The following is a 23,443-nucleotide window of genomic DNA, read 5'->3' on the forward strand; positions in this document are numbered from 1 at the left end:
TACGCCACACGCGAAGTGACCGACAAGTAGTTAAGCTCCCGGGAATGAGCAGTGCGACGGAGCCGCTCGGGACGCCGCCCGAGGACGAACCGGACATTCACACCACGGCCGGCAAGCTCGCCGACCTGTATCGCCGTTATGACGAGGCGGTGCACGCGGGTTCGGCCCGCGCGGTGGAGAAGCAGCACGCCAAGGGCAAGAAAACCGCACGCGAACGGATCGAGCTGCTGCTCGACGAGAACTCGTTCGTGGAGCTCGACGAGCTGGCCCGGCACCGCTCGACCAACTTCGGGCAGGAGAAGAACCGCCCGTACGGCGACGGCGTCGTCACCGGCTACGGCACCGTCGACGGCCGGCCCGTCTGCGTGTTCAGCCAGGACGTGACCGTCTTCGGCGGCAGCCTCGGCGAGGTCTACGGCGAGAAGATCGTCAAGGTCATGGACCTGGCGATCAAGACCGGCCGGCCGATCGTCGGCATCAACGAGGGCGGCGGCGCGCGCATCCAGGAAGGCGTCGTCTCGCTCGGTCTCTACGGCGAGATCTTCCGCCGCAACGTGCAGGCTTCCGGCGTCATCCCGCAGATCTCGCTGATCATGGGCGCCAACGCGGGCGGGCACGTCTACTCCCCCGCGCTGACCGACTTCGTCGTGATGGTCGACGAGACCTCGCAGATGTTCATCACCGGCCCCGACGTCGTCAAGACGGTCACCGGTGAGGACGTCACGTTCGAGGAGCTCGGCGGCGGCCGCACCCACAACACGAAGTCCGGCGTCGCGCACTACCTCGGTTCCGACGACGAGGACGCGATCGCCTACGTCAAGGAACTGCTTTCCTACCTGCCGCAGAACAACCTGTCCGACGCGCCGGTGTTCGAGCCGTCGGACGCACCGGCCGGGTTCTTCGACGACGTCACCGACGCCGACCGCGAGCTGGACACGATCATCCCGGATTCGCCGAACACCCCGTACGACATGCACGAGGTGATCACCCGCGTCCTCGACGACGGCGACTTCCTCGAGGTCCACGAACTGTTCGCGCCGAACATCATCGTCGGTTTCGGCCGCGTCGATGGCCAGAGCGTCGGCGTCGTCGCGAACCAGCCGACGCAGTTCGCCGGCTGCCTCGACATCGACGCGTCCGAGAAGGCCGCGCGGTTCGTCCGCACCTGCGACGCGTTCAACATCCCGGTGCTCACCTTCGTCGACGTCCCGGGCTTCCTCCCGGGCACCGACCAGGAGTGGAGCGGCATCATCCGCCGCGGCGCGAAGCTGATCTACGCCTACGCGGAGGCGACGGTCCCGCTGGTCACGGTCATCACGCGCAAGGCGTACGGCGGCGCGTACGACGTCATGGGCTCGAAGCACCTCGGCGCCGACATCAACCTGGCGTGGCCGACCGCGCAGGTCGCGGTGATGGGCGCCCAGGGCGCGGCGAACATCGTCCACCGCAAGACCCTGGCCAAGGCGGCTTCCGAAGGGAAGGACGTCGATCAGCTCCGCGCCGAACTGATCCAGGAGTACGAGGACACCCTGCTGAACCCGTACGCGGCGGCCGAACGGGGGTACGTCGACTCGGTGATCGTGCCGGCGCACACCCGCGGCCACGTCGCGCGGGCGCTGTCGCTGCTGCGGAACAAGCGCGAGTCGCTGCCGCCCAAGAAGCACGGGAACATCCCGCTGTGAGCGAGGAGAGCCGTCCCCTGCTGAGGGTGGTCCGCGGAAACCCGAGCGACGCCGAACTGGCGGCGCTGACGGCGGTCGTCGCCGCAGCTTCGGCCGCGAAGGCCCCGGAGAAGCCGAAGCCGCGTACGTCGTGGTGGGGCGATCACGCTGCTTCGCTGCGTCGGCCGCATCACCCCGGCGAAGGTGCTTGGCGCGCTTCGGGTCTCCCTCAGGGCTGAAGGGCGTCGAGGAAGACCGTCGGGGCTTCGTTCTCCCGCACGACCGTGCCCAGCAGTGCCGCGAGCCGGTCGCGGTCCTGGGTGCTCAGGCTCGCGGCCAGCTCGTCGACCCGACGGCACGTCGCCGCGTAGAAGTCCTCCGCCAGTTCGCCGCCTTCCTCCGTCAGCACGACCTGCACGGCGCGGCGGTCGTCCGGGTCGGGCTCGCGGCGGACGAGCCCGCGCCGGACCGCACGGTCGACCAGGCCGGTCAGGCTCGACTTTTCGAGGCCGAGCGTCGCGCCAAGGTCGCCCATGCCGTACGGCCGGCCCATCAGCACGCACAGCAGCTGCCCCTGCTGCACGGTGAGCCCGTACTCGCGGGCGGACTCGGCGTAGACGGCGTTCACCAAGAACGACGCGCGCACGAGCCCGGCCACGACCCCGAGGTCCGCCCCGCTCTTCCCCATCCCGTCAGCCTACTTCGCGATCGCTTCCCGGATGGCGGGGACGATCTCCCCGGCCCAGCGCGCGGTGGCGTCCTCGTCGGGCGTGCTGCCGCCGGGCCCGAAGAGCACGAACCCGGCGGCGTCGTGCTCGAGCACCGCGCCGGTCAGCTCCTCGATCCACTGGTCCGCCGAGCCGCCGATCCAGCGACCGTCGTCGGCGCGCGTCTTCCGCAGCGGCTCGGCTGTGATGCGGCCAGGGAAGTTGTAGACGGTGGCGATGTCCGCGGGGTCCCGGCCGGCGTCCACCGCGGCCTTGTCGATGACCGGGCGGGACGTGCGGTAGCGCTCGCTGAGCCAGTCGGCGGCGTGGCCGGGCATCCACCCGTCGGCGACGCGGCCGGTGACGGCGAGGGACTTCGGCCCGACCGAGCCGGTCCACACCGGCGGCATCGGTTCCGCGGCCGGCTCCAGGTCGGTGACCTGGTGGAACTCGCCGTCGAACGTCACCGGTTCCCCGCCGCCACCCAGCATCTTCACGAGCCGGATGCCCTCTTCGAAGGCGCGGACGGCCTGCCCCGGCGTCAGTTTGGTGAAGCCGAGCCGGGCGATGTCGTCCCAGAGCCCGCCGACGCCCATGCCGAGCACGATCCGGCCGCCGGTCAGCGCGGACAGCGACGTGACGGTACGAGCGAGCATCGACGCGGGCCGCGTCGGCAGGTTGGTGACGCTGACCAGGCCGGACACCCGTTCGGTCCGGCCGAGCAGGACGCCGATCCCGGCGTACGCGTCGAGGCGGTCGGCGTAGTAGGGGTGGTCGGACACCGTGATCAGGTCGAGCCCGCCGCGGTCGGCCTGGACGGCCAGCTTCAGGGTGCCGGGGACGGCGGTGACCGCTGTGGACACGCCGATACCGAAGTGCGTCATGATTCCTCCCAGTTAGTTCGTAGTACGAACATACCATAGGTAGTTCTTGATGCGAACTACTTGTTCCGGCGGGTGCGCCGTACCGCGGGTCCGGGCCGCGGAAAATCGGTTTGCGCGTCGCGACCCGCGGGCTACTGTGGATCTCGCCCGGTGCGACGGTGAGGGTTACTTCTCTGGTATCCCTTGGGTTCGACTCCCGAAAGCCTTCACCACTGCGACCTCGGGCACACACACGCACTCCCGGTGCGAAGCCCGCGGTTACTTCATGCTGTAAACACGAAACCCGCGGGTGGCGAAGATCTCGGGAGCCACGGCTTCACCGATGCCCGGTGCGCAGGCGAGGGTTACTTCCTCTTAATGGGCAGGTCGGGGGTTCGAATCCCTCCCGGGCCACACAGTGGCCCGGTAGCTCAGCAGGCAGAGCAGCAACGTACCTTCACCGACTTCGATCTCGGGCATCGCTGTGGCCGTGGCTCCCTCGGCAAGAGGGGGAAACGATGAGCAAGTTCAACACCGCACGAGCACCCGCCGCGACCTCGCCGGTCCGCGGCGAGGCGACGCCGTCCACGGTCACCCACCAGGGCGGCGCCGGCTACGCGCGCGACACCCGGTCGGAGCTGTTCCTGCTCGCCGTGACCAACATGGTCGGCGAGCACACCTACTACGAGACCGCGGGCACCCGCGACTCCCGCTTCACCGACCTGGTCCGGCGGTCCACCCTGGACGATCCACAGTGGACCGCGCGGTTCCTGCGCTGGCTGCGCACGGACGCGAACCTGCGCACGGCGGCCCTCGTCGGCGCGGCCGAGTTCGCCAAGGCGCGACGGGACGCGGGGCTCGACGGGCTGAGCCGCCAGGTCGTCGCGAGTGTGCTGCAGCGGGCCGACGAGCCCGGTGAGCTGCTCGCGTACTGGACGTCCGTGCACGGCCGCGCCGTTCCGAAGCCGGTCAAGCGCGGCATCGCCGACGCGGTCGAGAAGCTCTACGACGAGCGGTCCTTCGCCAAGTGGGACTCGGCCTCGAGGGCGTTCCGGTTCGCCGACGTCCTGGAGCTGACCCACCCGGTGAAGCGCGACGACGCGCAGGGCGCCCTGTTCCGGCACATCCTCGACGAGCGGCACGACCGCGGCAACGCGGTCCCGGACGCCCTGGAGACGCTGCGGGCCCGGGCCGAGCTGCTGTCGTGGGACGTCGGCTGCCGCCGCGAGCTGTTCGCCCGTCCCGGCGCGGCGGACGTCCTGCGCGCGGCGGGCATGACGTGGGAGTCGGTCGCCGGCTGGCTGCAGGGTCCGCTGGACGCCCGTGTCTGGGAGGCGCTGATCCCGTCGATGGGCTACATGGCTCTCTTGCGAAACGTTCGCAACTTCGACGAGGCCGGTGTCTCGGACGCGGTAGCGCAGCGGGTCGCCGGGCGGCTCGCCGACCCGGCGCAGGTCGCGAAGTCGCGGCAGCTGCCGATGCGGTTCCTGTCGGCCTACCGCGCGGCGCCGTCGCTGCGCTGGGCGTGGGCGCTGGAGCAGGCGGTTTCGCATGCGCTGGCCAATGTGCCCGTACTGGCCGGCCGCACGCTCGTTCTCGTCGACACGTCGACGTCGATGAACATGGGCTTCAGCAAGGACGGGACCCTGATGCGCTGGGACGCGGCCGCGGTGTTCGGCCTGGCGCTGGGCCGGCGCTGCGCGAACGCCGACGTCGTGTCGTTCTCGGACCGCCTCCTGGGCGGCACGCGGACCAAGGAGTTCAAGCTGCGCCCGGGCGGCTCACTGCTGAGCGACGTCGAGCGCTGGAAGTCCGGCGGGTTCTTCCTCGGCGGCGGCACCAACACGTCCGGCGCGTTGAGGAAGCACTTCGCGAAGCACGACCGCGTCGTCATCCTCACCGACGAGCAGGCCGGGTGGGGCGACGTCGGGCAGGCGCTGCCCGCGCGCGTCCCGCTGTACACGTGGAACCTGGCGGGCTACCGCGTCGGCCACGCGCCGTCCGGGAGCGCGTACCGGCACACGTTCGGCGGCCTGACCGACCAGGGATTCCGGATGATCCCGCTGCTGGAGCGGGGCCAGAACGCCGACTGGCCGTTCTGAGAAACGCCACGGAGGCCCCCATGCCGAGAGCATGGGGGCCTTCGCGCTGTGCACGGACGGTCACGGAAGTAGCCGTGGACCGCTGACTAGTCTGCGCCGTATAGTCCACGTGGAATAAACGACATGGAGGGATCCGATCATGGCTTCGGCCAAGCTGACGCCGCTCGGCATCGCCGTGCTGGAGCTGCTGCACGAGAAGCCCATGCACCCCTACGAGATGGCTCAGCTCATGCGCGAGCGGTACGTCGACACCCGGGTCAACGTGAAAGCGGGCTCGCTCTACCACACCGTGGAACGTCTGCACCGCAGCGGTTTCATCGAGGTGGTCGACACCCTGCGTGACGGCAGGCGGCCCGAACGGACCGTCTACGGCATGACGCAGGCCGGGCTGGACGAGTTCAACCAGCGCGGCCGGGAACTCGTGGGGGACATCGTCAAGGAGTACCCCGCCTTCCTGTCGGGGCTCGCCGTCATCGACGAGCTGGGCAAAGAGGTGTCCCTGCTCGAACTCGAACACCGGGTCACGCGGCTGCGGGCCGGCGTCGCCGCCGACCAGGCCGTCCTGGACCACCTCGCCGGGGACGGGACGCCGGAGATCTACTGGCTGGACTGGCGTTACCAGTGCGACCACCGGAAGTTCGAGCTGGCGTGGACCGAGCGGCTCCTCGAAGAACTGAAGTCCGGGCGGATCCCGTTCCAGGACAGCGACCGAGAACCACACCTGACGCTCATCACCAAGGAAGACGACGATGAACGCAAGACAAGCTAACCCGTGGGCCGCGCTCGGCGCGCTGTGCCTGGGCTTCTTCATGATCCTGCTCGACACGACGATCGTGTCGATCGCGATCCCGACCATGCTGCGCGAGCTGGGCGCCGGGCTGAACTCGATCGTCTGGGTGATCAGCGTCTACCTGCTGACCTACGCCGTGCCGATGCTGTTCACCAGCCGGCTCGGTGACCGCTTCGGCCCGAAGCGCGTCTTCCTCGCCGGGCTCGTCGTCTTCACCGGCGCGTCGCTGTGGTGCGGCCTGTCCGGCAACGCCGAGATGCTCATCGCCGCGCGGGCCGTGCAGGGGCTCGGCGCCGCGTTGATGACGCCGCAGACGCTCGCGTTCATCACGCACCTGTTCCCGCCGTCCAAGCGCGGCCCGGCGATGGGCATGTGGGGCGGCGTCGCCGGGCTGGCGACGATCGCGGGCCCGCTGCTCGGCGGCGTGCTGGTCGACCACTTCGGCTGGGAGTGGATCTTCTTCGTCAACGTGCCGATCGGCGTGGTCGCCATCGTGCTCACGCTGCTGCTGGTGCCGGACTGGCAGCCGAAGCACGCGCACTCGTTCGACCTGCTGGGCATCCTGCTCTCGAGCGCGGCCTTGCTCTGCATCGTGTTCGGCGTCCAGAACGGGCAGCAGTACGACTGGGGCACGGTCTTCGGCGGGATCACGGTGTTCGAGATCATCGGCGCCGGCGTGGTGCTGCTGATCGCGTTCGTGGTGTGGCAGCGGGTCAACAAGCGCGAGCCGATGCTGCCGCTGGAGGTGTTCTCGAACCGGAACTTCTCGGCCGGGACGCTCACCGCGGCGACGGTCGGCTTCGCGATGACCGGCATGTTCCTCCCGCTGGTGATCTACATCCAGTCGGTGCTCCAGCTGACCCCGACGACGGCGGGGCTGCTGACCGCGCCGATGTCGCTGCTGGCGGGGATCGTGGCCCCGTTCGTCGGGCACCTTTCGGACAAGGTCAACGGCAAGTACCTGGTGATGTTCGGCCTCGCCGCGCTCGCCGCCGGGCTGGGGATCATCGCGCTGCAGGCGACGCCGGACAGCAGCCCGTGGGCGTTCGTCCCGGCGCTGCTGGTGTGCGGGCTCGGCATCGGCTGCATCTTCTCCCCGATGAGCAACATGACGATGGGGTCGGTCGAGCCGCGGCTGGCCGGGACCGCGTCCGGCATCTTCAACACCGCGCGGCAGGTCGGCGGCGTGCTCGGCAGCGCGGCGATCGGCGTGCTGCTGCAGGCGCGGATCAGCGCCTCCATCGCCGACGAAGCGACGAAGGCGGCGGCGCAGCTGCCGGAGCCGTACCGGGCGCCGTTCGCGGAGGGCATCGCCCACGCCGCGGCGGGCACGGGTGAGTTCGGCTCGGCGGGCGGTCCGTCGCCGATGCCCGGCCTGCCCGCGGAGATCGCCGCCCAGGCGGGGAAGCTCGCGACCCAGGCCGTCCACAGTGGACTGACCGACGCGGCCCGCGTGACGATGCTGCTGCCGATGGGCGTGCTCCTGCTCGGCGTGGTTTCGGCGGCGGTGCTGCGGAAGGTCGAGCCGCGCTGGGGCAAGCCGGCCGCGACGCCCGAGGCCGCCACGGCCTGAACCGCGCAGGCCCCCGCTCCGGGTGTCGGGACCGGAGCGGGGGCCTGCACGGACCGCGGGAGCGGTGGTCCAGCGGGGGTCGTGAGTGAATAACAGTGTTCTAACCCGCTTTTTCACTCACGAGCCACCCTCTTACCGGCGGCGGTAGGACAAGCCGTACCCGTACGGGAACAGGCCCTGCTTTCCGTCGCCGGCGTTGATCGGTTCCTGCGAAGAGCTCTTCGGCCAGGTGAAGTTCAGCTTCCCGGTCGGGTTGTAGTCGCCGTACAGCACGTCCGCGACGCCGGCGCCTTCCGATCCCGGCAGCCAAGCCGCCACGAGCCCGTTGAACGAGGGCAGCTGCGCGGCGATGTCCAGCGGCCGCCCCGACACCGTCACGACGACCAGCGGCACACCCGAGGCCTTCAGCTTGCCGATGAGGGCGAGGTCTTCGGCGTCGAGGCCGAGTCCGTTCGGCCGGTCTCCCTGCCCTTCGGCATACGGCGTTTCGCCCACCACGGCGACCGCGACCTGGTAGCTGGAGTCGATTCCGTTACCCGCACGGTCATACGTCACTCCCGTGCCCTTCCCGGCACCCGCTTTGATGCCGTCGAGGATCGTCGTGCCCGGGATGACCCGCTCGCCGCTCTGGCCCTGCCAGGTGAGCGTCCAGCCGCCAGCCTGGTTGCCCATGTCGTTCGCGTTCTTCCCGGCCACGAAGATCTTGTTGTTCTTCTTGGCCAGCGGCAGCACGCCGTCGTTCTTCAGCAGCACCTGCGACTCGCGCGCCGCCTGCCGCGCCAGTGCGTGGTGCGCCGCGCTGCCGAAGTCCTTCTGCAGCGAGCGATCGGTGTACGGGTGGTCGAACAGGCCCAGCTCGAACTTCTTCGTGAGGATCCGCCGGTTGGCGTCGTCGATGCGCGACATCGGCACGTCGCCGTTGAGCACTTCGGCGCGCAGCGTGTCGATGAACTTCTGGTAGTCGTTGGGCACCATCACCATGTCGATCCCGGCGTTGACGGCCCGCTTGACCTCGGCCGCGGTGAACCCGGTCTGCCCGTCGATCTGGTCGATGCCGTTCCAGTCCGAGACCACGTACCCGGTGAAGCCCAGCTCGCCCTTGAGCAGGTCGGTGATCAGGAACTTGTTGCCGTGGTCCTTGACGCCGTTCCAGCTGTTGAAGCTGATCATCACCGAGCCGACGCCGTGGTCGACCGCGGCCCGGAACGGCGGCAGGTGGATCTTCCGCAGCTCGTCGAGGCTGATCTGGGTGTTGCCCTGGTCGACGCCGCCGGTGGTGCCGCCGTCGCCGATGAAGTGCTTGGCCGTGGCCATGACCGACGTCCGGTCGCCGAGATCGCGGCCCTGCAGGCCTTCGATGACCACGGAGTTCTCGACGGCGTTGCGGGGGATCTCGCCGAAGGACTCGTACGTGCGGCCCCAGCGGTCGTCGCGGGCGACGCACAGGCAGGGCGCGAAGGCCCACTTGACGCCGGTGGCGGCGGTTTCCTCGGCGGTGACCGCACCGATCCTCTCGACCAGCTGCGGGTCGTTCGCCGCGCCCAGGCCGATGTTGTGCGGGAAGACCGTCGCGCCGTAGACGTTGTTGTGGCCGTGCACGGCGTCGGAGCCGTAGACGATCGGGATGCCGAGGCCGGTGGAAGTAACCGCTTTCTGGTAGGCGTCGATCATGTCCGCCCACCCCGCGGGGGTGTTCGGCGACGGCACCGAACCGCCACCGGAGAGGATCGAGCCGAGCCGCGCGGCCGCGGCCTGGGCGGGCGTCGCGGATCCGCGCTCGCCCTGGGTCATCTGCCCGATCTTGTCGTCGAGGGTCATCCGCGCCATCAGGTCCTTGACGCGCGAGGACACTGGAGCGTGGGAGTTCTTGTAGAGCGGCGTCGCCGACGCGGACGCCGCGGGGACGAGGACGGTGCCCGAGAGGAGGAGACCGGCCAGGACAGCGGTTCGCAGTGATCTCGTGGTGCGGAGGAGCGGCATTGGTTCTCTCCGAAACGATCCAGGGACCCATATGTTGCGAGCCACAACAAAATAGCTCTCGCTCAGCGTGACGCCGGTCACAATTCGGTCACGACACCTTGTCCGGGTAAGTTTCACGGGTGCAGTTCGTCCTCGCCTCCCAGTCCCCCGCCCGGCTCGCCCTCCTGCGCTCCGCGGGCCTCGATCCCGCCGTGTTCGTCTCCGGCGTCGACGAGGACGCCGTCGCCGCCTCGCTGACCGATCCGTCGCCGTCGGAGCTCGTCGCCGCCCTCGCCGCGGCCAAGGCCGAAGCGGTCCTCGACCAGGTCGCCGCCGTCCACCCGGACGCCGTCGTCGTCGCCTGCGACTCGATGCTGAACATCGGCGGGCGGATGGTCGGCAAACCGGGCGACCCGGACACCGCCCGCCGCCGCTGGGCCGCGATGGCGGGAACATCCGGTGAACTCCTCACCGGACACGCGGTCGTCCGGCTCGACGGCGGGACACGCGCGAAGGAGACGTCCGGCTGGGAGGCGACCACCGTCCGGTTCGGCACGCCGAGCGCCGCCGAGATCGACGCCTACGTCGCCAGCGGCGAGCCGCTCCAGGTCGCCGGCGGCTTCACGATCGACGGCCTGGGCGGCTGGTTCGTCGAAGGACTCGACGGCGGCCACACGAGCGTCATCGGCATCAGCCTGCCGCTGACGCGCCGGCTGCTGGCCGAGGTCGGCGTGAGTGTCGTGGATCTCTGGCGGCCTCCCGCATCCTGAGAAAGGCACCACACGAACGGGTGATCCGGAAGAGTCCTCCCTTGCCTAACGTTCTCTTTACCCGGCAAGACAGACTGCAACTTTCGAGCACCGGAGTCGCCCCGTGTCTTTTGTACGGACATACACCAAGCCGCGGGTGTTCGCGGCCGCGGTTCTCGGCTCGCTCGTCGTCGGCGCCGCCCTCGGCGTCGTGGCGCGGCAGACCGAGGCCGGCTGGCTGACCGATCTCCTCGACCAGATCGGCACCATCTTCACCACGCTGCTGCAGATCGCGGTGATCCCGCTGGTCTTCACGGCGATCGTGGTCGGCATCAACAGCCTCCGCGGCCTCGGCGGCGGGCGCACCGCCGCGCGGCTCGGCGGCAAGACGGTGCTGTGGTTCGCGATCACGTCGTTCATCGCGTCGCTGATCGGCATCGCCATCGGCCGGATCTTCAACCCCGGCGCCGGCGGCCTCGGCGGCGTCACGGCGACCGCGAAGAACGCAGACAAAGCCGCGAAGAGCGTCGACCACTGGGGTTCGTGGGACGCCTTCGTCAACGGGCTGCTGCCGGAGAACTTCGTGAAAGCGTTCTCCGACGGCGAGACGCTGCAGGTGCTGTTCCTGGCGTTGATCATCGGCGCCGCCGCCTACAGCCTCGGTGACCGCGCGAAGCCGTTCGTGGACTTCACGACCAGCGTGTTCGAGATCATCCAGCGCTACCTCGGCTGGATCGTCCGGCTGGCCCCGATCGGCATCGTCGGCCTGATCGGCGCGGCGGTCTCCAACTACGGCGACGCGCTGTTCCGGCCGCTGTTCTCCACCACGCTCGCGGTGTACGTCGGCTGCCTGCTCGTGCTGTTCGTCGTCTACCCGATCCTGCTGCAGTTCGTGGCGAAGGTCAGCCCGCTGAAGTTCTTCGCGAAGGCGGGCACGGCGATCCAGTTCGCGTTCGCTTCGCAGTCTTCGGCCGCGACGCTGCCGCTGACCCGACAGTCCGCGGTGAACCTCGGCGTCCAGCCGGCGTACGCGGCCTTCGCGACCCCCCTCGGCAGCGCGACCAAAATGGACGGCTGCGCGGCGGTCTTCCCGGCGATCGCGGCGATCTTCGTCGCGAACCTGGCCGGGGTGTCGCTGAACTTCTGGCAGTACGTCGGCATCGTGGTCGTCGCGGTGGTCGGCGCGCTGGCGACGGCCGGGACCACCGGCTGGCTGACGGCGTTCACGCTGACGACGTCGTTCATCGGCCTCGACGCCAAGCAGGTGGCGCTGGGCCTGGCGCTGATCTACTCGGTCAACCCGATCATGGACATGATGCGCACGGCGACGAACGTCGCGGGCCAGATCGTCGTCCCGACGATCGTGGCGCGCAGCGAAGGCCTCCTCGACGACGACGTCCTGAACTCCCCCACCGACAACCCGCTGCACACCGACGACGGCTCCGCGGCCCGCCACACGGAACCCGCCCCCGCCTGACCCAAGCGCCCCAATGTGGCGTTCGGTGCATCTGACGCACCGAACGCCACATTGGGTGCGTCCAACGCACCCAACGCCACATTGGGGCGCACTTCAGGAGGGGCAGGCGCGGAGGTCGGTGCGGGCGAGGCGGATGTCCGGCCAGCCGCGCAGGTCCGAGGGCGACGTCACCCGGCGCGTGCAGCCGACCGACCGGCCCGCCAGGTCGTACACCTCGGCCAGTACCGGCGCCGCCGCGCACTTCGGGGTGCCGGCCAGCGCGGCGGAGCAGTCGTGGCGGACCACGATCACGTCCGGGCGGCCGTCGGCCGTCACGTCGTAGAGCGACAGCGTCCCGGCGTCGGCGTAGTACGGCTTGCCCGGGTCCCGCCACACTCCCCCGGTGCCGACGAGGAGCTCGCCGTAGGCGGTCGTGCCGTTGTCGCCGGCGTCGCCGCGGACCAGGCACGCCGGGGCCGCGCCGTCGACGCAGCGCAGCGAGTTCTGGTCCAGCCGCACGCCGAGCTGGGCGATCGACAGCTCGAAGACCGTTCCCGGCTCGGGACCGACGCGCAGCCGCGCCGAACCCCCCGTCGCGTCGGTCAGCAGCACCACCGGCGTGCCCCCGACCGTCGCCGCCGCGAGCTCGCGGCACGGACCGCCACCGCAGGTCAGCGCCGGTGGGACCGGCGCCGCCGCGGGTTCGGCCGCCCCGGTCGGCACCTCCGGCCGCGGCCGCAGCAGGAACACCGCGGCGATCGCGCCGACGGTCACCACCGCGGCCAGCACCGCGGTGAGCAGCGCCGACCGGGGCGTCCGCGCTGCCGTAGTCCGCATAAGACAGAGCGTAAGCCGCTTCGCGAGCGTCCGTCGGCGGCGCCCCGTCGCGATGTGGCGGGTTCAACCCGACGGGGTCACGGCTAGCGGAGCGTGTCCGTCTATGTTGTCCCCGTGACGAACCCGAACCTTCCCGCCGCTCTGTATCTCCCCACCAGCCCGGTCAGCGCCGAGATCGAAGGCGCGTCGATCGAGCTGCGCCGCACGCCGGACGGCCGCACCGCGCTGGTCGCCTTCTCCGCGCTGGACCGGCTGATCGAATGCTGCGGCGAGCACCAGCCGTGGGTCCTGGTGAACATCGAGCACCTGGGCCTGGTCCATTCGGCGAACCCGTACGACGTGATCGTGCTCGACTCGCCGCTGCCCGAAGACCTGCGCCACCGCGCCGCGCACGTCTGAGCGTGGTTCAGCTCTCACTCCAGAGACTCGCGACGGCATATCCGTAGACTTCCGAGATGCCGCGTGGGCGGTCAGCAATGCAGCTGTCGGACGCAGGAGGTGCGGGGTGGCCGAGCAGGTCGGCGAATCCACGGGTGGTCCGGTGACCAAGATCCTGGTCGCCAACCGTGGCGAAATCGCGGTACGCGTCATCAGAGCCGCGAAGGACGCTGGCCTGGCCAGTGTCGCGGTGTACGCGGACCCGGATCGCGACGCGCCCCACGTCCGATTGGCCGACGAAGCCTTCGCGCTCGGCGGCACCACGGCCGCCGAGAGCTACCTGAACTTCGACAAGCTCCTGGAAGCCGCCAAGCGCTCGGGCGCCGACTCGGTGCACCCGGGCTACGGCTTCCTCTCCGAGAACGCGGACTTCGCCCAGGCCGTCCTCGACGCCGGGCTGACCTGGATCGGGCCGAGCCCGCAGAGCATCCGCGACCTCGGTGACAAGGTCACCGCCCGCCACATCGCCATGCGCGCGGGCGCGCCGCTGGTGCCGGGCACGAAGGAGCCGGTGAAGGACGCCTCCGAGATCATCGCGTTCGCCGACGAGCACGGCCTGCCGGTGGCCATCAAGGCCGCGTTCGGCGGTGGCGGCCGCGGCCTGAAGGTCGCGCGCACCCGCGAAGAAATCCCCGAGCTGTTCGAGTCGGCCACCCGCGAGGCGGTCGCGGCGTTCGGCCGCGGCGAATGCTTCGTCGAGCGCTACCTGGACAAGCCGCGGCACGTCGAGGCGCAGGTGCTGGCCGACATGCACGGCAACGCGATCGTCGTCGGCACGCGCGACTGCTCGCTGCAGCGCCGTCACCAGAAGCTCGTCGAAGAGGCGCCCGCGCCGTTCCTGAGCGACGACCAGCGCCGGCGCATCCACTCCTCGGCGAAGGCGATCTGCAAGGAAGCCGGCTACTACGGCGCCGGCACGGTCGAGTACCTCGTCGCCGTCGACGGCACGATCTCCTTCCTCGAGGTCAACACGCGGCTGCAGGTCGAGCACCCGGTGTCGGAGGAGACGACCGGGCTCGACCTGGTCCGCGAGATGTTCCGGATCGCGCGCGGCGAAAAGCTGCGGATCACCGAAGACCCCGAACCGCGCGGCCACTCGATCGAGTTCCGCATCAACGGCGAGGACGCCGGCCGTGGCTTCCTGCCCGCGCCGGGCACGGTGACGAAGTTCGTCGCGCCGAGCGGGCCGGGCGTGCGCGTCGACTCGGGTGTCGAGTCCGGCAGCGTCATCGGCGGGCAGTTCGACTCGATGCTGGCCAAGCTGATCGTCACCGGCTCGGACCGGAACAACGCCCTCGAGCGCAGCCGCCGCGCCCTCGACGAGATGGTCGTCGAAGGCATGGCGACGGTCCTGCCGTTCGACCGCGTGATCGTGAACGACCCGGCGTTCATCGGCGACGAGAACGGCTTCAGCGTGCACACGCGCTGGATCGAGACGGAGTTCGACAACAAGATCGAGCCGTTCGTGGCGCCGGACGTCGAAGCCGCCGAAGAGGAACCGCGGCAGAACGTCGTGGTCGAGGTCGGCGGGCGGCGGCTCGAGGTGTCGCTGCCGGGCGGGTTCGCACTCGAAGGCGGCGGGGGCGGCACCGCCGTCAAGGCGAAGCCGCGCAAGCGCGCCGGCGGCACCAAGGCGTCGGTGAGCGGCGACGCCGTCACGGCGCCGATGCAGGGGACCATCGTGAAGGTCGCCGTCGAAGAGGGCCAGACGGTCGAAGCCGGCGAGCTGATCGTCGTCCTCGAAGCGATGAAGATGGAGAACCCGGTCACCGCACACAAAGCGGGCACCGTCACCGGCCTTTCGGTCGAGGTCGGCGCCGCAGTGACGCAGGGCACGCAGCTTTTGGAGATCAAGTAGCGCGGTTCGTTACAGATGTCGTGGTGGGCCGCCCCCGGGGCGGCCTACCATCGACTACGTGACCGAAGTCCCGTCTCCGCAGCTGCGGATCAGCGACCAGAACCGCGAATCCGCGCTGTCCGCGCTCGGCGAGCACATGACCGCGGGGCGGATCGACATCGACGAGTACGGCGAACGCTCGGCCCGGATCACCGCGGCCAAGACGCGCGGCGAGCTCGGCGAGATCTTCGCGGACCTGCCGGCCCCGCACCCGCGCTACGAAGACGCCCCGCAGGCCGTGGCGGCACCCCGGCCCGAGGCCGAACCGGTGCCGCAGCGCCCGGCGCCGCCGGCGCAGTGGTCGCCCGCCCAGCGGTTGATCACCGCGTTCCTGCCGCTGGTCTGGATCGCCACGATCGCACTGATCGCGACCGGCGTGGTGCACGGGACGCTGATCCTCCTCCCGATCGGGCTGAGCGTCTTCGGCCGCGCGATGTGGGGGCACGGGCACGACCACCACGATCGGCACGACCGCCGCGACCGGCACCTGCGCGACCGGGAGCGCCGCCGCGAGCTGCGCGACTCCTACCGCGACCACCGGCGCGGCCTGGACCACTGACCGGCGATGAGCGACATGCGGTTGAGCGACGCCGAACGCCAGGACGCCCTGGACGTCCTCGAAGAGCACGTCCGCAGCGGACGCCTCGACATCGACGAGTTCGGCACGCGCTCCGCGAAGGTCACGGCGGCCAAGCGGGTCAGCGAGCTCGTCCCGCTGTTCGACGACCTGCCGTCGCCCCGCCCGAGCGCGCTGCTCAACGGCGCGTCCGCGCCCCAGGTGCCGGTGATGTCCGGGGACAACCAGCTGGCGCGCTTCCTGACGGCGAGCGCGGTGCCGATCTCGATCGTCCTCGCGATCGCGGTCCTCATCCTTTCCCGCGGCAGGCTGCTGATCATCTCGGTCGCGTTGCCGCTGGTGATCGCGATGATCGCGGGGGCCCGCCGCCGCCGGTCGTGATCGCTCCGCCCGGCCTGGCTAGGCTGGGTGGAGTGGAACCGGTGGAGATCAACGCGGGCACGTACTACCTGCGCCAGCTGCGCGCCGACAGGCACATCGACGACCGCCGGGTGCTGATGGAGGCGTTCGCCGACCCGACCCACCGCAAGTACGTGCTGAACTACCGCCTGCGCACGCTGGACGAGGCCACCGAGTACGTGGCGTTGCGCGCGGCCCAGTGGGCGGCCGACGAGCGTTGTTCGTGGGCGATCGCGGAACCGACGTCGGGCAGGCTCCTGGGCGAGGTGGGTCTTCGCGAACTGGACCTGGACACGGCGTACGCGGAGGCGACGGTCTGGGTCCACCCGTCCGAGCGCGGCAAGGGCATCGCGACAACGGCGTTGAACGCGGCTCTGCGCTTCGGTTTCGGAGGCTTGGGCCTGACCGAGGTGAGCTACCGCTACGAGGAGAGCAACACGGCCTCGGCAATCGTGGCGAAGCGCTGCGGGTTCACGCTGCTGGGCCCGGAGCCGGCCCCAGCCCCGACCGGCGAGCGCCTGATCCGCTGGCACCGCACGTCCTGACGGCGGCATTCCGGCCGGGAGAGACAGCTCGTTCCACCCGGTCCCCCAGCACGCGGCCGTGGGCGACCACCCCTTCCCCGCCGCGGAACTCCTCCGCCCTCCCTGGGGGGGCGTCCCCACGTCCAGTCTATCGGCACCCACGACGAAACCCGCTCCGAAGGTGCCCGCAGGCCTCGGGTATCCACAATCGGCCAGGGCTGTGGATAACCGCGCGCGAAGCTTCATTTCCGCTGCTGCGGGGACCTCCGCCACGGGCTTCAGCTCACCGGCTCCACGATCCCCGCCCGGGCCTCCGGGGCCGCTGACCTCAGCGCGTCCGCCGCTTCGTCGCTCGGCTGGGACTGGGACTTGCGTTCCGCATCGACCCGCGCCCGGTAGACCTCGATCTCGCGCTTCACCGTTTCGGGTGACCAGCCGAGCACCTCGCCCACCAGCGCTCCCACCTGCTCGGCGCAGTCGACGCCGCGGTGGGCGTACTCGATCGAGATGCGTGTCCGGCGGGCCAGGACGTCCTCCAGGTGGAGCGCCCCTTCGTGCGAAGCCGCGTACACCACTTCGACGCCCAGGTAGTCCGGGGCGTGCTCGATCGGCTTCAGCAGCTCCGGGCGGCCGTCCGCCGAGGCCAGGACCTCGTGGACCAGCGAGCCGTAACGGTCGAGCAGGTGCCTCACCCGGTAGGGGTGCAGGCCGTGCTCGGCGGCCAGGTGGTCGGCCTGGTTGACCAGTGCGTGGTAGCCGTCCGCGCCCAGCAGGGGGACCTTGTCCGTGATCGACGGCTGCGAACGGCCGGGCAGGTCCACCGCCGCCGCGTCGACGGCGTCCGCCGCCATCACCCGGTACGTCGTGTACTTGCCGCCCGCGATCGCGACCAGGCCGGGCGCCACCCGCGCCACCGCGTGCTCGCGCGAGAGCTTCGAAGTCTCTTCGCTCTCCCCCGCCAGCAGCGGGCGAAGGCCCGCGTACACGCCTTCGATGTCGTCGTGCGTCAGTGGCGTCGCCAAGACGCTGTTGACGTGCTCGAGGAGGTAGTCGATGTCGTGCTTCGTCGCCGCCGGGTGGGCCAGGTCCAGGTTCCAGTCGGTGTCCGTCGTTCCGACGATCCAGTGGTTGCCCCACGGGATCACGAACAGCACCGACTTCTCCGTGCGCAGGATCATCCCCGACTCCGAGACGATCCGGTCGCGCGGGACGACGATGTGCACGCCCTTGCTCGCGCGCACCCGGAACCGCCCGCGGCCGCCGGACAGCCGCTGCAGCTCGTCGGTCCAGACGCCGGTGCAGTTGATCACCGCGGCGGCCGAGATCTCCGTTTCGCGGCCGTCCTCGACGTCGCGCACGCGCACGCCGGACACCCGGTCGGCCTCGCGCAGGAAGCCGACGACCTGGGTGGACGTCCGCACGACCGCGCCGTAGTGCGCCGCCGTCCTGGCCACCGTCATCGTGTGGCGGGCGTCGTCGGACTGCGCGTCGTAGTAGCGGATCCCGCCGATCAGCGCCGACCGCTTGAGCGCCGGCACCATCCGGAGCGCGCCCGCGCGGGTCAGGTGCTTCTGCCCCGGGACGCTGCGGGCGCCGCCCATCGTGTCGTACATCAGCAGGCCCGCCGCGGTGTACGGCCGCTCCCACACGCGGTGCGTCAGCGGGTAGAGGAAGCTGACCGGCTTCACCAGGTGCGGCGCGATCGTCGTCAGCATCAGCTCGCGCTCGCGCAGGGCCTCCCGGACCAGGCCGAATTCGAGCTGCTCCAGGTAGCGCAGGCCGCCGTGGAAGAGCTTGCTCGACCGGCTCGACGTCCCGGACGCGAGGTCACGGGCCTCGACGAGCGCGACCCGGAGCCCGCGCGTCGCGGCGTCGAGGGCGGTACCCGCGCCCACCACGCCGCCACCGATGACGACGAGGTCGAAGGTCTCGTTGCCGAGCCGGTGCCAGGTCTCTTCCCGCTTGGCCGGGCCCAGTCGAGCCGGGTTGGTCTCCGCTGCGTGCTGCGCGCTGGCCACGTGACACTCCTCCTCGTGCTGGCGAGGCTTCCAGCATCGCACGACCTGGTGATCATCCGCCCGTCCACGGATGACACTTGTGGCGTAACCCTCCGCGATCTTGAAAAGATTCGGCTGCCCGGTGCTTGGAAGTAGCTTCTACGCCCCGGTAACGTCGCGCGGACGTGGGTCGGCAACGGAGCCGTGGCACGCCGTGATCGACCCTGCGCAGAATGTCCAGTGTGGAGGTGCAGCGGTGAGTGCTGGAGCAATAATCGTCTGGGAAATACTGGGAACGGCCGCGCTGATCCTGCTCGGCAACGGTGTGGTCGCCAACCACGTGCTCCGTAAGAACAACGGTCACAACGGCGGATTCCTGTTCATCACCTTCGGCTGGGCCTTCGCCGTCTTCACCGGCGCCAGCATCGCCGCGCCCAGCGGCGCCCACCTCAACCCGGCGGTGACGCTGGGCCTGGCGATCTCGGGCAAGGTCTCCTGGGCGAACGTCCCGTTCTACTTCATCGGGGAGATGGCCGGCGCGATCATCGGCGCCGTGCTCTGCTGGGCCGCCTACAAGCTGCAGTTCGACGACCACCCCGAACCCGAGAACACGCTGGGCATCTTCTCCACCGCGCCCCAGATCCCGAACGTCGCCTGGAACCTCGTCACCGAGATCATCGGCACCTTCGTCCTCGTCGCCTGGATCCTGCTCAGCCCGGTCGCCGCGGCCGCGTCGCCGAACGGCGTCCCGACCTTCGGCAACTCCGCACTGGGCTACGCCGGCGTCTCGTTCGTGGTCCTCGTGATCGGTACCTCGCTCGGCGGGCCGACCGGCTACGCCATCAACCCGGCCCGTGACCTCGGCCCCCGGATCGCGTACGCCTTCCTGCTGCCGATCAAGAACAAGGCGAACGCCAACTGGGGCTACTCGTGGATCCCCGTCGTCGGCCCGCTCGTCGGCGGCGCGCTCGCCGCACTCGTCTACCTCGCCGTCCACAACCTGACCTGATCGCCTCCCGAAGACGGAAATTCCTGGAGCACACATGACTTCGTACGTAGCCGCGATCGACCAGGGCACCACCTCGACCCGGTGCATGATCTTCAACCACGAAGGCCGCGTGGTCTCGGTCGACCAGCGGGAGCACGAGCAGATCTTCCCGAAGGCCGGCTGGGTCGAGCACAACGCGGAAGAGATCTGGGAGAACACGCGCCGGGTCGCCGCGGGCGCACTGGCCAAGGCCGACCTGACCGCCAAGGACATCGCCGCCGTCGGCATCACCAACCAGCGCGAAACCGCGCTCGTCTGGGACAAGACCACCGGCAAGCCGGTGTACAACGCGATCGTCTGGCAGGACACCCGCACCGACCGGATCGTCACCGAGCTCGGCAACCTCGGCGGCGGGCAGGAGCGCTACCGCGACAAGGTCGGCCTCCCGCTCGCGACCTACTTCTCCGGACCCAAGATCAAGTGGATCCTGGACAACGTCGAGGGCGCGCGCCAGAAGGCCGAGGCCGGCGACCTGATCTTCGGCAACATGGACACCTGGGTGCTGTGGAACATGACCGGCGGGGCCGACGGCGGCGTGCACGTCACCGACCCGACCAACGCCTCGCGCACCATGCTCATGGATCTCGACACCCTGCAGTGGGACGCCGAGATCGCCGGCGAGATGGGCATCCCCCTTTCAATGCTGCCGGAGATCCGCTCCTCGTCCGAGGAGTACGGCAAGGTCCGCGAGAAGGGCGCGCTGGCCGGCGTGCCGATCGCGGGCATCCTGGGCGACCAGCAGGCCGCGACGTTCGGCCAGGCCTGCCTTTCGCCCGGCGAGGCCAAGAACACCTACGGCACCGGCAACTTCATGCTGCTCAACACCGGCACCGAAAAGGTGATGTCGCAGAACGGGCTGCTCACCACGGTCTGCTACAAGATCGGCTCGAACGACACGGTCTACGCGCTGGAAGGCTCCATCGCCGTCACCGGTTCGCTGGTGCAGTGGCTGCGCGACAACCTCGGCATGATCACGACCGCGGCCGAGATCGAGGAGCACGCGCGCAGCGTCGAGGACAACGGCGGCGCGTACTTCGTCCCGGCGTTCTCGGGTCTGTTCGCTCCTTACTGGCGATCCGACGCTCGCGGTGCGATCGTCGGGCTCACCCGGTTCGTCAACAAGGGCCACCTCGCCCGCGCGGTGCTGGAGGCGACCGCCTTCCAGACGCGCGAGGTGCTCGACGCGATGAACGCCGACTCCGGAGTCCCGCTGAAGGCGCTCAAGGTCGACGGCGGGATGGTCGTCAACGAGCTGCTCATGCAGTTCCAGGCCGACATCCTGGGCGTGCCGGTGGTCCGCCCGGTGGTCAACGAGACCACCGCGCTGGGTGCCGCCTACGCCGCCGGTCTCGCCGTCGGGTTCTGGAAGTCCGAAGACGACATCCGCACCAACTGGGCCCAGGACAAGCAGTGGGATCCGTCGATGGACGATTCCCGCCGCGAGCGCGAGTACCGCAACTGGAAGAAGGCCGTCACCAAGACCTTCGACTGGGTCGACGACGAAGACTGACCGCCGAGGGTCCGGAGGCGCCTGTCACGGCGCCTCCGGGCCGCCCCCGCTCAGGCCTCCCAGCCCTCCGGTTCGCCGGACTGCTCGTTGGGGGCGATGATCAGGAAGTTCACCCCCTGGTCGTCCGCGACCCGCACCTGCCGCCCGTACGGGGAGTCGAACGGCTGCCCCAGCACCTGGCCGCCGAGCTCGGTCACCTTGGCCGCGCTCGCGTCGGCGTCCGCCACCCAGAAGTAGGCGGACCAGTTCGACGGCACCTCCGCCGGCACCGACGCGGGCAGCGAGCCGACGCCGCCGACCGGACGGCCGTCGAGCAGCAGCACCGCGTACGAGAAGTCGTCACTGGACAGGTCCTGGAAGCCGTAGCCGAAGACCTGCTCGTAGAACGCCTTCGCCGCCGGGTAGTCGCGGCTCATGCACTCGTTCCAGGCCGGCGTGCCCGGCAGCGCCGTGACCTGCGTGCCGATGTGGTTGCCGTCCTCCCAGAGGCCGAAGACCGCGCCCGACGGATCGGCCGCGACGGCCATCCGGCCCTCCTTCATCACCTCCATCACGGGCATGAGGATCTGCCCGCCGGCCTCGGTGATCGCCGCGGCCGTCTTGTCCACATCGGACACCGCCAGGTAGGTCGTCCACACCGCCGGTGCGTCCTGGCCCGGTGGAGGCTGGCCGATCCCGGCGACGGGCCGCCCGCGCAGCATCGCCATGCCGTAGAAACCGGTCTCCTCACCGCCCCGGTGCACGTCCCAGCCGAACAGACCGCCGTAGAACGCCACCGCTTTCGCCTGGTCCGGCACCATCAGGTCCACCCAGCTGGGTGTGCCGTCGGGCCACCGCTCATCCCGGAACACCATTTCCGCTCCCAACCCTCGTCCGCGCCGCCTGGGGTGACGGCCGACACAGTGTTGCACCGGGCACCGACAAAAACAGGGCCGAAGGCCTCCCCACCACGGAAGCGGGCCGGTCGGAGACGGTCGGTGAACGGCCTCAGCCGCGGACCAGCCGGGCGTAGACGACGATGTTGTCGACGTAGTTGTGCGCACCCCGGTCGAAGACGCCGCCGCAGGTGATCAGCCGCAGCTCGGCGTCGGCCGTGTCGTTGTAGACGCCTTCGCTTTCGAAGTCCTTCTTCGGCACTTGGTGCACCTTCGTCACCTCGAACTGCGCCGTCGTGCCGTCCTTGCGGGCGACCGAGACGCGGTCGCCCGCGGCGAGCTCCTTGAGCCGGAAGAAGATGCCCTTCTGGTGGTTGCCGTCGACGTGCCCGAGGACGACCGCCGGCCCGATCTCGCCCGGCGTCGGCGCGTAGGTGTACCAGCCCGCCTGCAACGGCGTGGTCACCGGCGGCACCTGGATGGTGTTGTCCGGGTTCAGCCCCAGCGGGATCAGCGACGAGTGCGCACCGATCTTCGGGATGTCGATCGAGACCGGCTCGGACTTCGGCATCGCCGCGAGGAGGTCCTGATCGCCGGCCCCGGACTCCGGTGTCACGGCGACCGGCTGGTCCGGCGGCGGTTGCGCGGTGGACGGCCCCGGGCGGCCGCCGAACGTCAGGACCAGCACCGCGAGAGCTGCCAGCAACGCGACTGCCAGGGTGATCAGCACACCCCGTCTGCTCGTGATCCTCCTGGCCATGTCCTCCCCCTGACTGATGCCCGCAAGTTCACACGTCCGGGTGGTTCCATCGGTTGAGCCTCGACGGTACCTCTGCGGAGGGGCCCCGGTCAGCGCCGCCGGGCGCGCCGGGCCAGCACGAGACCGCTGCCGCCGACGGCGAGCACGCCCATGGCCGCCGCGGCCGCGAGCGGCGTGCCGGAGTGTCCGGCCGGCCCGTCGGTGCTGCCCGTCTGCGGCGCGCCCGCGGGCACCTTGCCGACCTGCTTCGCGGCACCGAGCACGGTGAACTTCGTGCTGATCAGCGCGCCGCCGCAGGAGAACGACACCGGGTAGACGCCCGGCTTCGCCTCCTTGACGACCGCGGACGCGACGGCGGCGGGCGCCTTCGCCGGGTCGTTCTGCGGGCCGACGCGGCGCAGCTCGCCGATGGTGAGGGCCGGCGAAGCCAGGTCGTGGGTGCCCTCGGCGGCGCAGCCGACGTGGATCTTCACCGACGCACCCGGACGGGCGGCCTTCGGCAGCACGCGGACGAAGGCCTTCGGGACACCCGCCTGCACCGAGGGCGCGGGCTGGGTGCTGGTCGGAGTGGTGCTCGCGAACGCCGCGCCGGGCGCGAGGACGAGAAAAGCAGCGGCGGCAACGCCGGTCACAGCGGTCTTCTTCATGGATTCCCCTCCGAATTGGGAGAAACGGGCGCCGATCGCAGTTCCCCCTGCACCGGCCTCATCCGCTCGCCTAC

The 23,443-nt window shown here is 70.1% G+C and carries 22 protein-coding genes; 14 read left to right on the forward strand and 8 right to left on the reverse strand.

Annotation, left to right across the window (positions count from 1 at the left end; all coding sequences use genetic code 11):
- Positions 1 to 44 precede the first annotated feature (44 nt).
- Together CF165_RS18530 and CF165_RS18535 are read left to right on the forward strand one after the other, a co-directional pair.
- Positions 45 to 1,682 carry an acyl-CoA carboxylase subunit beta gene (locus CF165_RS18530; protein WP_093948789.1) on the forward strand — a complete coding sequence of 546 codons (1,638 nt, stop codon included), beginning with the start codon at positions 45 to 47 and terminating at the stop codon, positions 1,680 to 1,682.
- Positions 1,679 to 1,900 (forward strand): acyl-CoA carboxylase subunit epsilon, encoded by a 222-nt coding sequence (locus CF165_RS18535; RefSeq protein ID WP_093948790.1) that lies wholly within the window; start codon positions 1,679 to 1,681, stop codon positions 1,898 to 1,900. Before CF165_RS18530 ends, CF165_RS18535 begins: the two co-directional genes overlap by 4 nt.
- Here the strand turns inward: CF165_RS18535 and CF165_RS18540 are convergent.
- Together CF165_RS18540 and CF165_RS18545 are read right to left on the reverse strand one after the other, a co-directional pair.
- Positions 1,891 to 2,349: a MarR family winged helix-turn-helix transcriptional regulator gene (locus tag CF165_RS18540; protein ID WP_093948791.1), complete on the reverse strand. Its 459-nt coding sequence runs from the start codon at positions 2,347 to 2,349 to the stop codon at positions 1,891 to 1,893. The two genes, CF165_RS18535 and CF165_RS18540, sit on opposite strands and share 10 nt — an antisense overlap.
- Before the next feature lie 9 nt (positions 2,350 to 2,358).
- On the reverse strand, positions 2,359 to 3,252 hold the full coding sequence (locus CF165_RS18545; RefSeq protein WP_093948792.1) for an LLM class flavin-dependent oxidoreductase: 894 nt from the start codon (positions 3,250 to 3,252) through the stop codon (positions 2,359 to 2,361).
- Between the two features lie 497 nt (positions 3,253 to 3,749).
- On the opposite strand from CF165_RS18545, the gene CF165_RS18550 reads away from it, so the two are divergent.
- The 3 genes from CF165_RS18550 (at position 3,750) to CF165_RS18560 (ending at position 7,696) form a co-directional block, all read left to right on the forward strand.
- Positions 3,750 to 5,333 carry a TROVE domain-containing protein gene (locus CF165_RS18550; RefSeq protein ID WP_093948793.1) on the forward strand — a complete coding sequence of 528 codons (1,584 nt, stop codon included), beginning with the start codon at positions 3,750 to 3,752 and terminating at the stop codon, positions 5,331 to 5,333.
- A gap of 139 nt (positions 5,334 to 5,472) precedes the next feature.
- A complete protein-coding gene (locus CF165_RS18555) occupies positions 5,473 to 6,102 on the forward strand; it encodes a PadR family transcriptional regulator (RefSeq protein ID WP_093948794.1) in 630 nt (209 codons plus the stop codon).
- The gene (locus CF165_RS18560) at positions 6,083 to 7,696 is read left to right on the forward strand and encodes a DHA2 family efflux MFS transporter permease subunit (RefSeq protein ID WP_093948795.1); all 1,614 of its coding nucleotides are present in this window, start codon (positions 6,083 to 6,085) and stop codon (positions 7,694 to 7,696) included. The genes CF165_RS18555 and CF165_RS18560 overlap by 20 nt, the downstream gene beginning before the upstream one ends.
- Positions 7,697 to 7,828: 132 nt before the next feature.
- Here the strand turns inward: CF165_RS18560 and CF165_RS18565 are convergent, their stop codons facing one another.
- Complete coding sequence (locus tag CF165_RS18565; RefSeq protein WP_093948796.1) at positions 7,829 to 9,676, reverse strand: glycoside hydrolase family 3 protein; 1,848 nt, start codon at positions 9,674 to 9,676, stop codon at positions 7,829 to 7,831.
- Between the two features lie 119 nt (positions 9,677 to 9,795).
- On the opposite strand from CF165_RS18565, the gene CF165_RS18570 reads away from it, so the two are divergent.
- A complete protein-coding gene (locus tag CF165_RS18570; RefSeq protein ID WP_093948797.1) occupies positions 9,796 to 10,425 on the forward strand; it encodes a Maf family protein in 630 nt (209 codons plus the stop codon).
- Positions 10,426 to 10,528: 103 nt separating this feature from the next.
- Entirely contained in the window at positions 10,529 to 11,881 is a 1,353-nt protein-coding gene (locus CF165_RS18575; protein WP_167441501.1) for a dicarboxylate/amino acid:cation symporter, read from the forward strand.
- Positions 11,882 to 11,974: 93 nt separating this feature from the next.
- Here the strand turns inward: CF165_RS18575 and CF165_RS18580 are convergent, their stop codons facing one another.
- On the reverse strand, positions 11,975 to 12,697 hold the full coding sequence (locus tag CF165_RS18580; protein ID WP_093948799.1) for a hypothetical protein: 723 nt from the start codon (positions 12,695 to 12,697) through the stop codon (positions 11,975 to 11,977).
- A 114-nt stretch (positions 12,698 to 12,811) separates the two neighbouring features.
- Between CF165_RS18580 and CF165_RS18585 the strand changes: the two genes are divergently transcribed.
- The 5 genes from CF165_RS18585 to CF165_RS18605 all read left to right on the forward strand — a co-directional run bounded on the left by CF165_RS18585 (position 12,812) and on the right by CF165_RS18605 (position 16,553).
- Positions 12,812 to 13,096, forward strand: a complete 285-nt coding sequence (locus CF165_RS18585; protein ID WP_167441502.1) for an SAV_915 family protein — start codon at positions 12,812 to 12,814, stop codon at positions 13,094 to 13,096.
- Between the two features lie 106 nt (positions 13,097 to 13,202).
- Positions 13,203 to 14,993: an acetyl/propionyl/methylcrotonyl-CoA carboxylase subunit alpha gene (locus CF165_RS18590; protein WP_093948801.1), complete on the forward strand. Its 1,791-nt coding sequence runs from the start codon at positions 13,203 to 13,205 to the stop codon at positions 14,991 to 14,993.
- Positions 14,994 to 15,051: 58 nt separating this feature from the next.
- A complete protein-coding gene (locus tag CF165_RS18595; protein ID WP_093948802.1) occupies positions 15,052 to 15,591 on the forward strand; it encodes a DUF1707 SHOCT-like domain-containing protein in 540 nt (179 codons plus the stop codon).
- A gap of 6 nt (positions 15,592 to 15,597) precedes the next feature.
- Positions 15,598 to 15,990, forward strand: a complete 393-nt coding sequence (locus tag CF165_RS18600) for a DUF1707 SHOCT-like domain-containing protein (protein WP_093948803.1) — start codon at positions 15,598 to 15,600, stop codon at positions 15,988 to 15,990.
- 32 nt (positions 15,991 to 16,022) lie between these two features.
- Entirely contained in the window at positions 16,023 to 16,553 is a 531-nt protein-coding gene (locus CF165_RS18605) for a GNAT family N-acetyltransferase (RefSeq protein WP_093948804.1), read from the forward strand.
- 257 nt (positions 16,554 to 16,810) lie between these two features.
- On the opposite strand, the gene CF165_RS18610 is transcribed toward CF165_RS18605, so the two are convergent.
- Positions 16,811 to 18,550 carry a glycerol-3-phosphate dehydrogenase/oxidase gene (locus CF165_RS18610; protein WP_093948805.1) on the reverse strand — a complete coding sequence of 580 codons (1,740 nt, stop codon included), beginning with the start codon at positions 18,548 to 18,550 and terminating at the stop codon, positions 16,811 to 16,813.
- Positions 18,551 to 18,785: 235 nt separating this feature from the next.
- Here CF165_RS18610 and CF165_RS18615 point away from each other — a divergent pair, with 235 nt between their 5' ends.
- Together CF165_RS18615 and glpK are read left to right on the forward strand one after the other, a co-directional pair.
- Positions 18,786 to 19,538 carry an MIP/aquaporin family protein gene (locus CF165_RS18615; RefSeq protein ID WP_205660904.1) on the forward strand — a complete coding sequence of 251 codons (753 nt, stop codon included), beginning with the start codon at positions 18,786 to 18,788 and terminating at the stop codon, positions 19,536 to 19,538.
- A 34-nt stretch (positions 19,539 to 19,572) separates the two neighbouring features.
- Entirely contained in the window at positions 19,573 to 21,087 is a 1,515-nt protein-coding gene (gene glpK, locus CF165_RS18620) for a glycerol kinase GlpK (protein WP_093948806.1), read from the forward strand.
- A gap of 50 nt (positions 21,088 to 21,137) precedes the next feature.
- On the opposite strand, the gene CF165_RS18625 is transcribed toward glpK, so the two are convergent.
- The 3 genes from CF165_RS18625 to CF165_RS18635 form a co-directional block, all read right to left on the reverse strand.
- Entirely contained in the window at positions 21,138 to 21,941 is an 804-nt protein-coding gene (locus CF165_RS18625; protein WP_093948807.1) for a VOC family protein, read from the reverse strand.
- A 133-nt stretch (positions 21,942 to 22,074) separates the two neighbouring features.
- Positions 22,075 to 22,722 (reverse strand): class F sortase, encoded by a 648-nt coding sequence (locus CF165_RS18630; RefSeq protein WP_093948808.1) that lies wholly within the window; start codon positions 22,720 to 22,722, stop codon positions 22,075 to 22,077.
- 89 nt (positions 22,723 to 22,811) lie between these two features.
- Positions 22,812 to 23,369, reverse strand: coding sequence for a hypothetical protein (locus tag CF165_RS18635; RefSeq protein ID WP_093948809.1), 558 nt, complete (start codon positions 23,367 to 23,369; stop codon positions 22,812 to 22,814).
- Between the last annotated feature and the right edge of the window lie 74 nt (positions 23,370 to 23,443).

This window comes from Amycolatopsis vastitatis, assembly GCF_002234595.1.
Lineage (GTDB): Bacteria > Actinomycetota > Actinomycetes > Mycobacteriales > Pseudonocardiaceae > Amycolatopsis > Amycolatopsis vastitatis.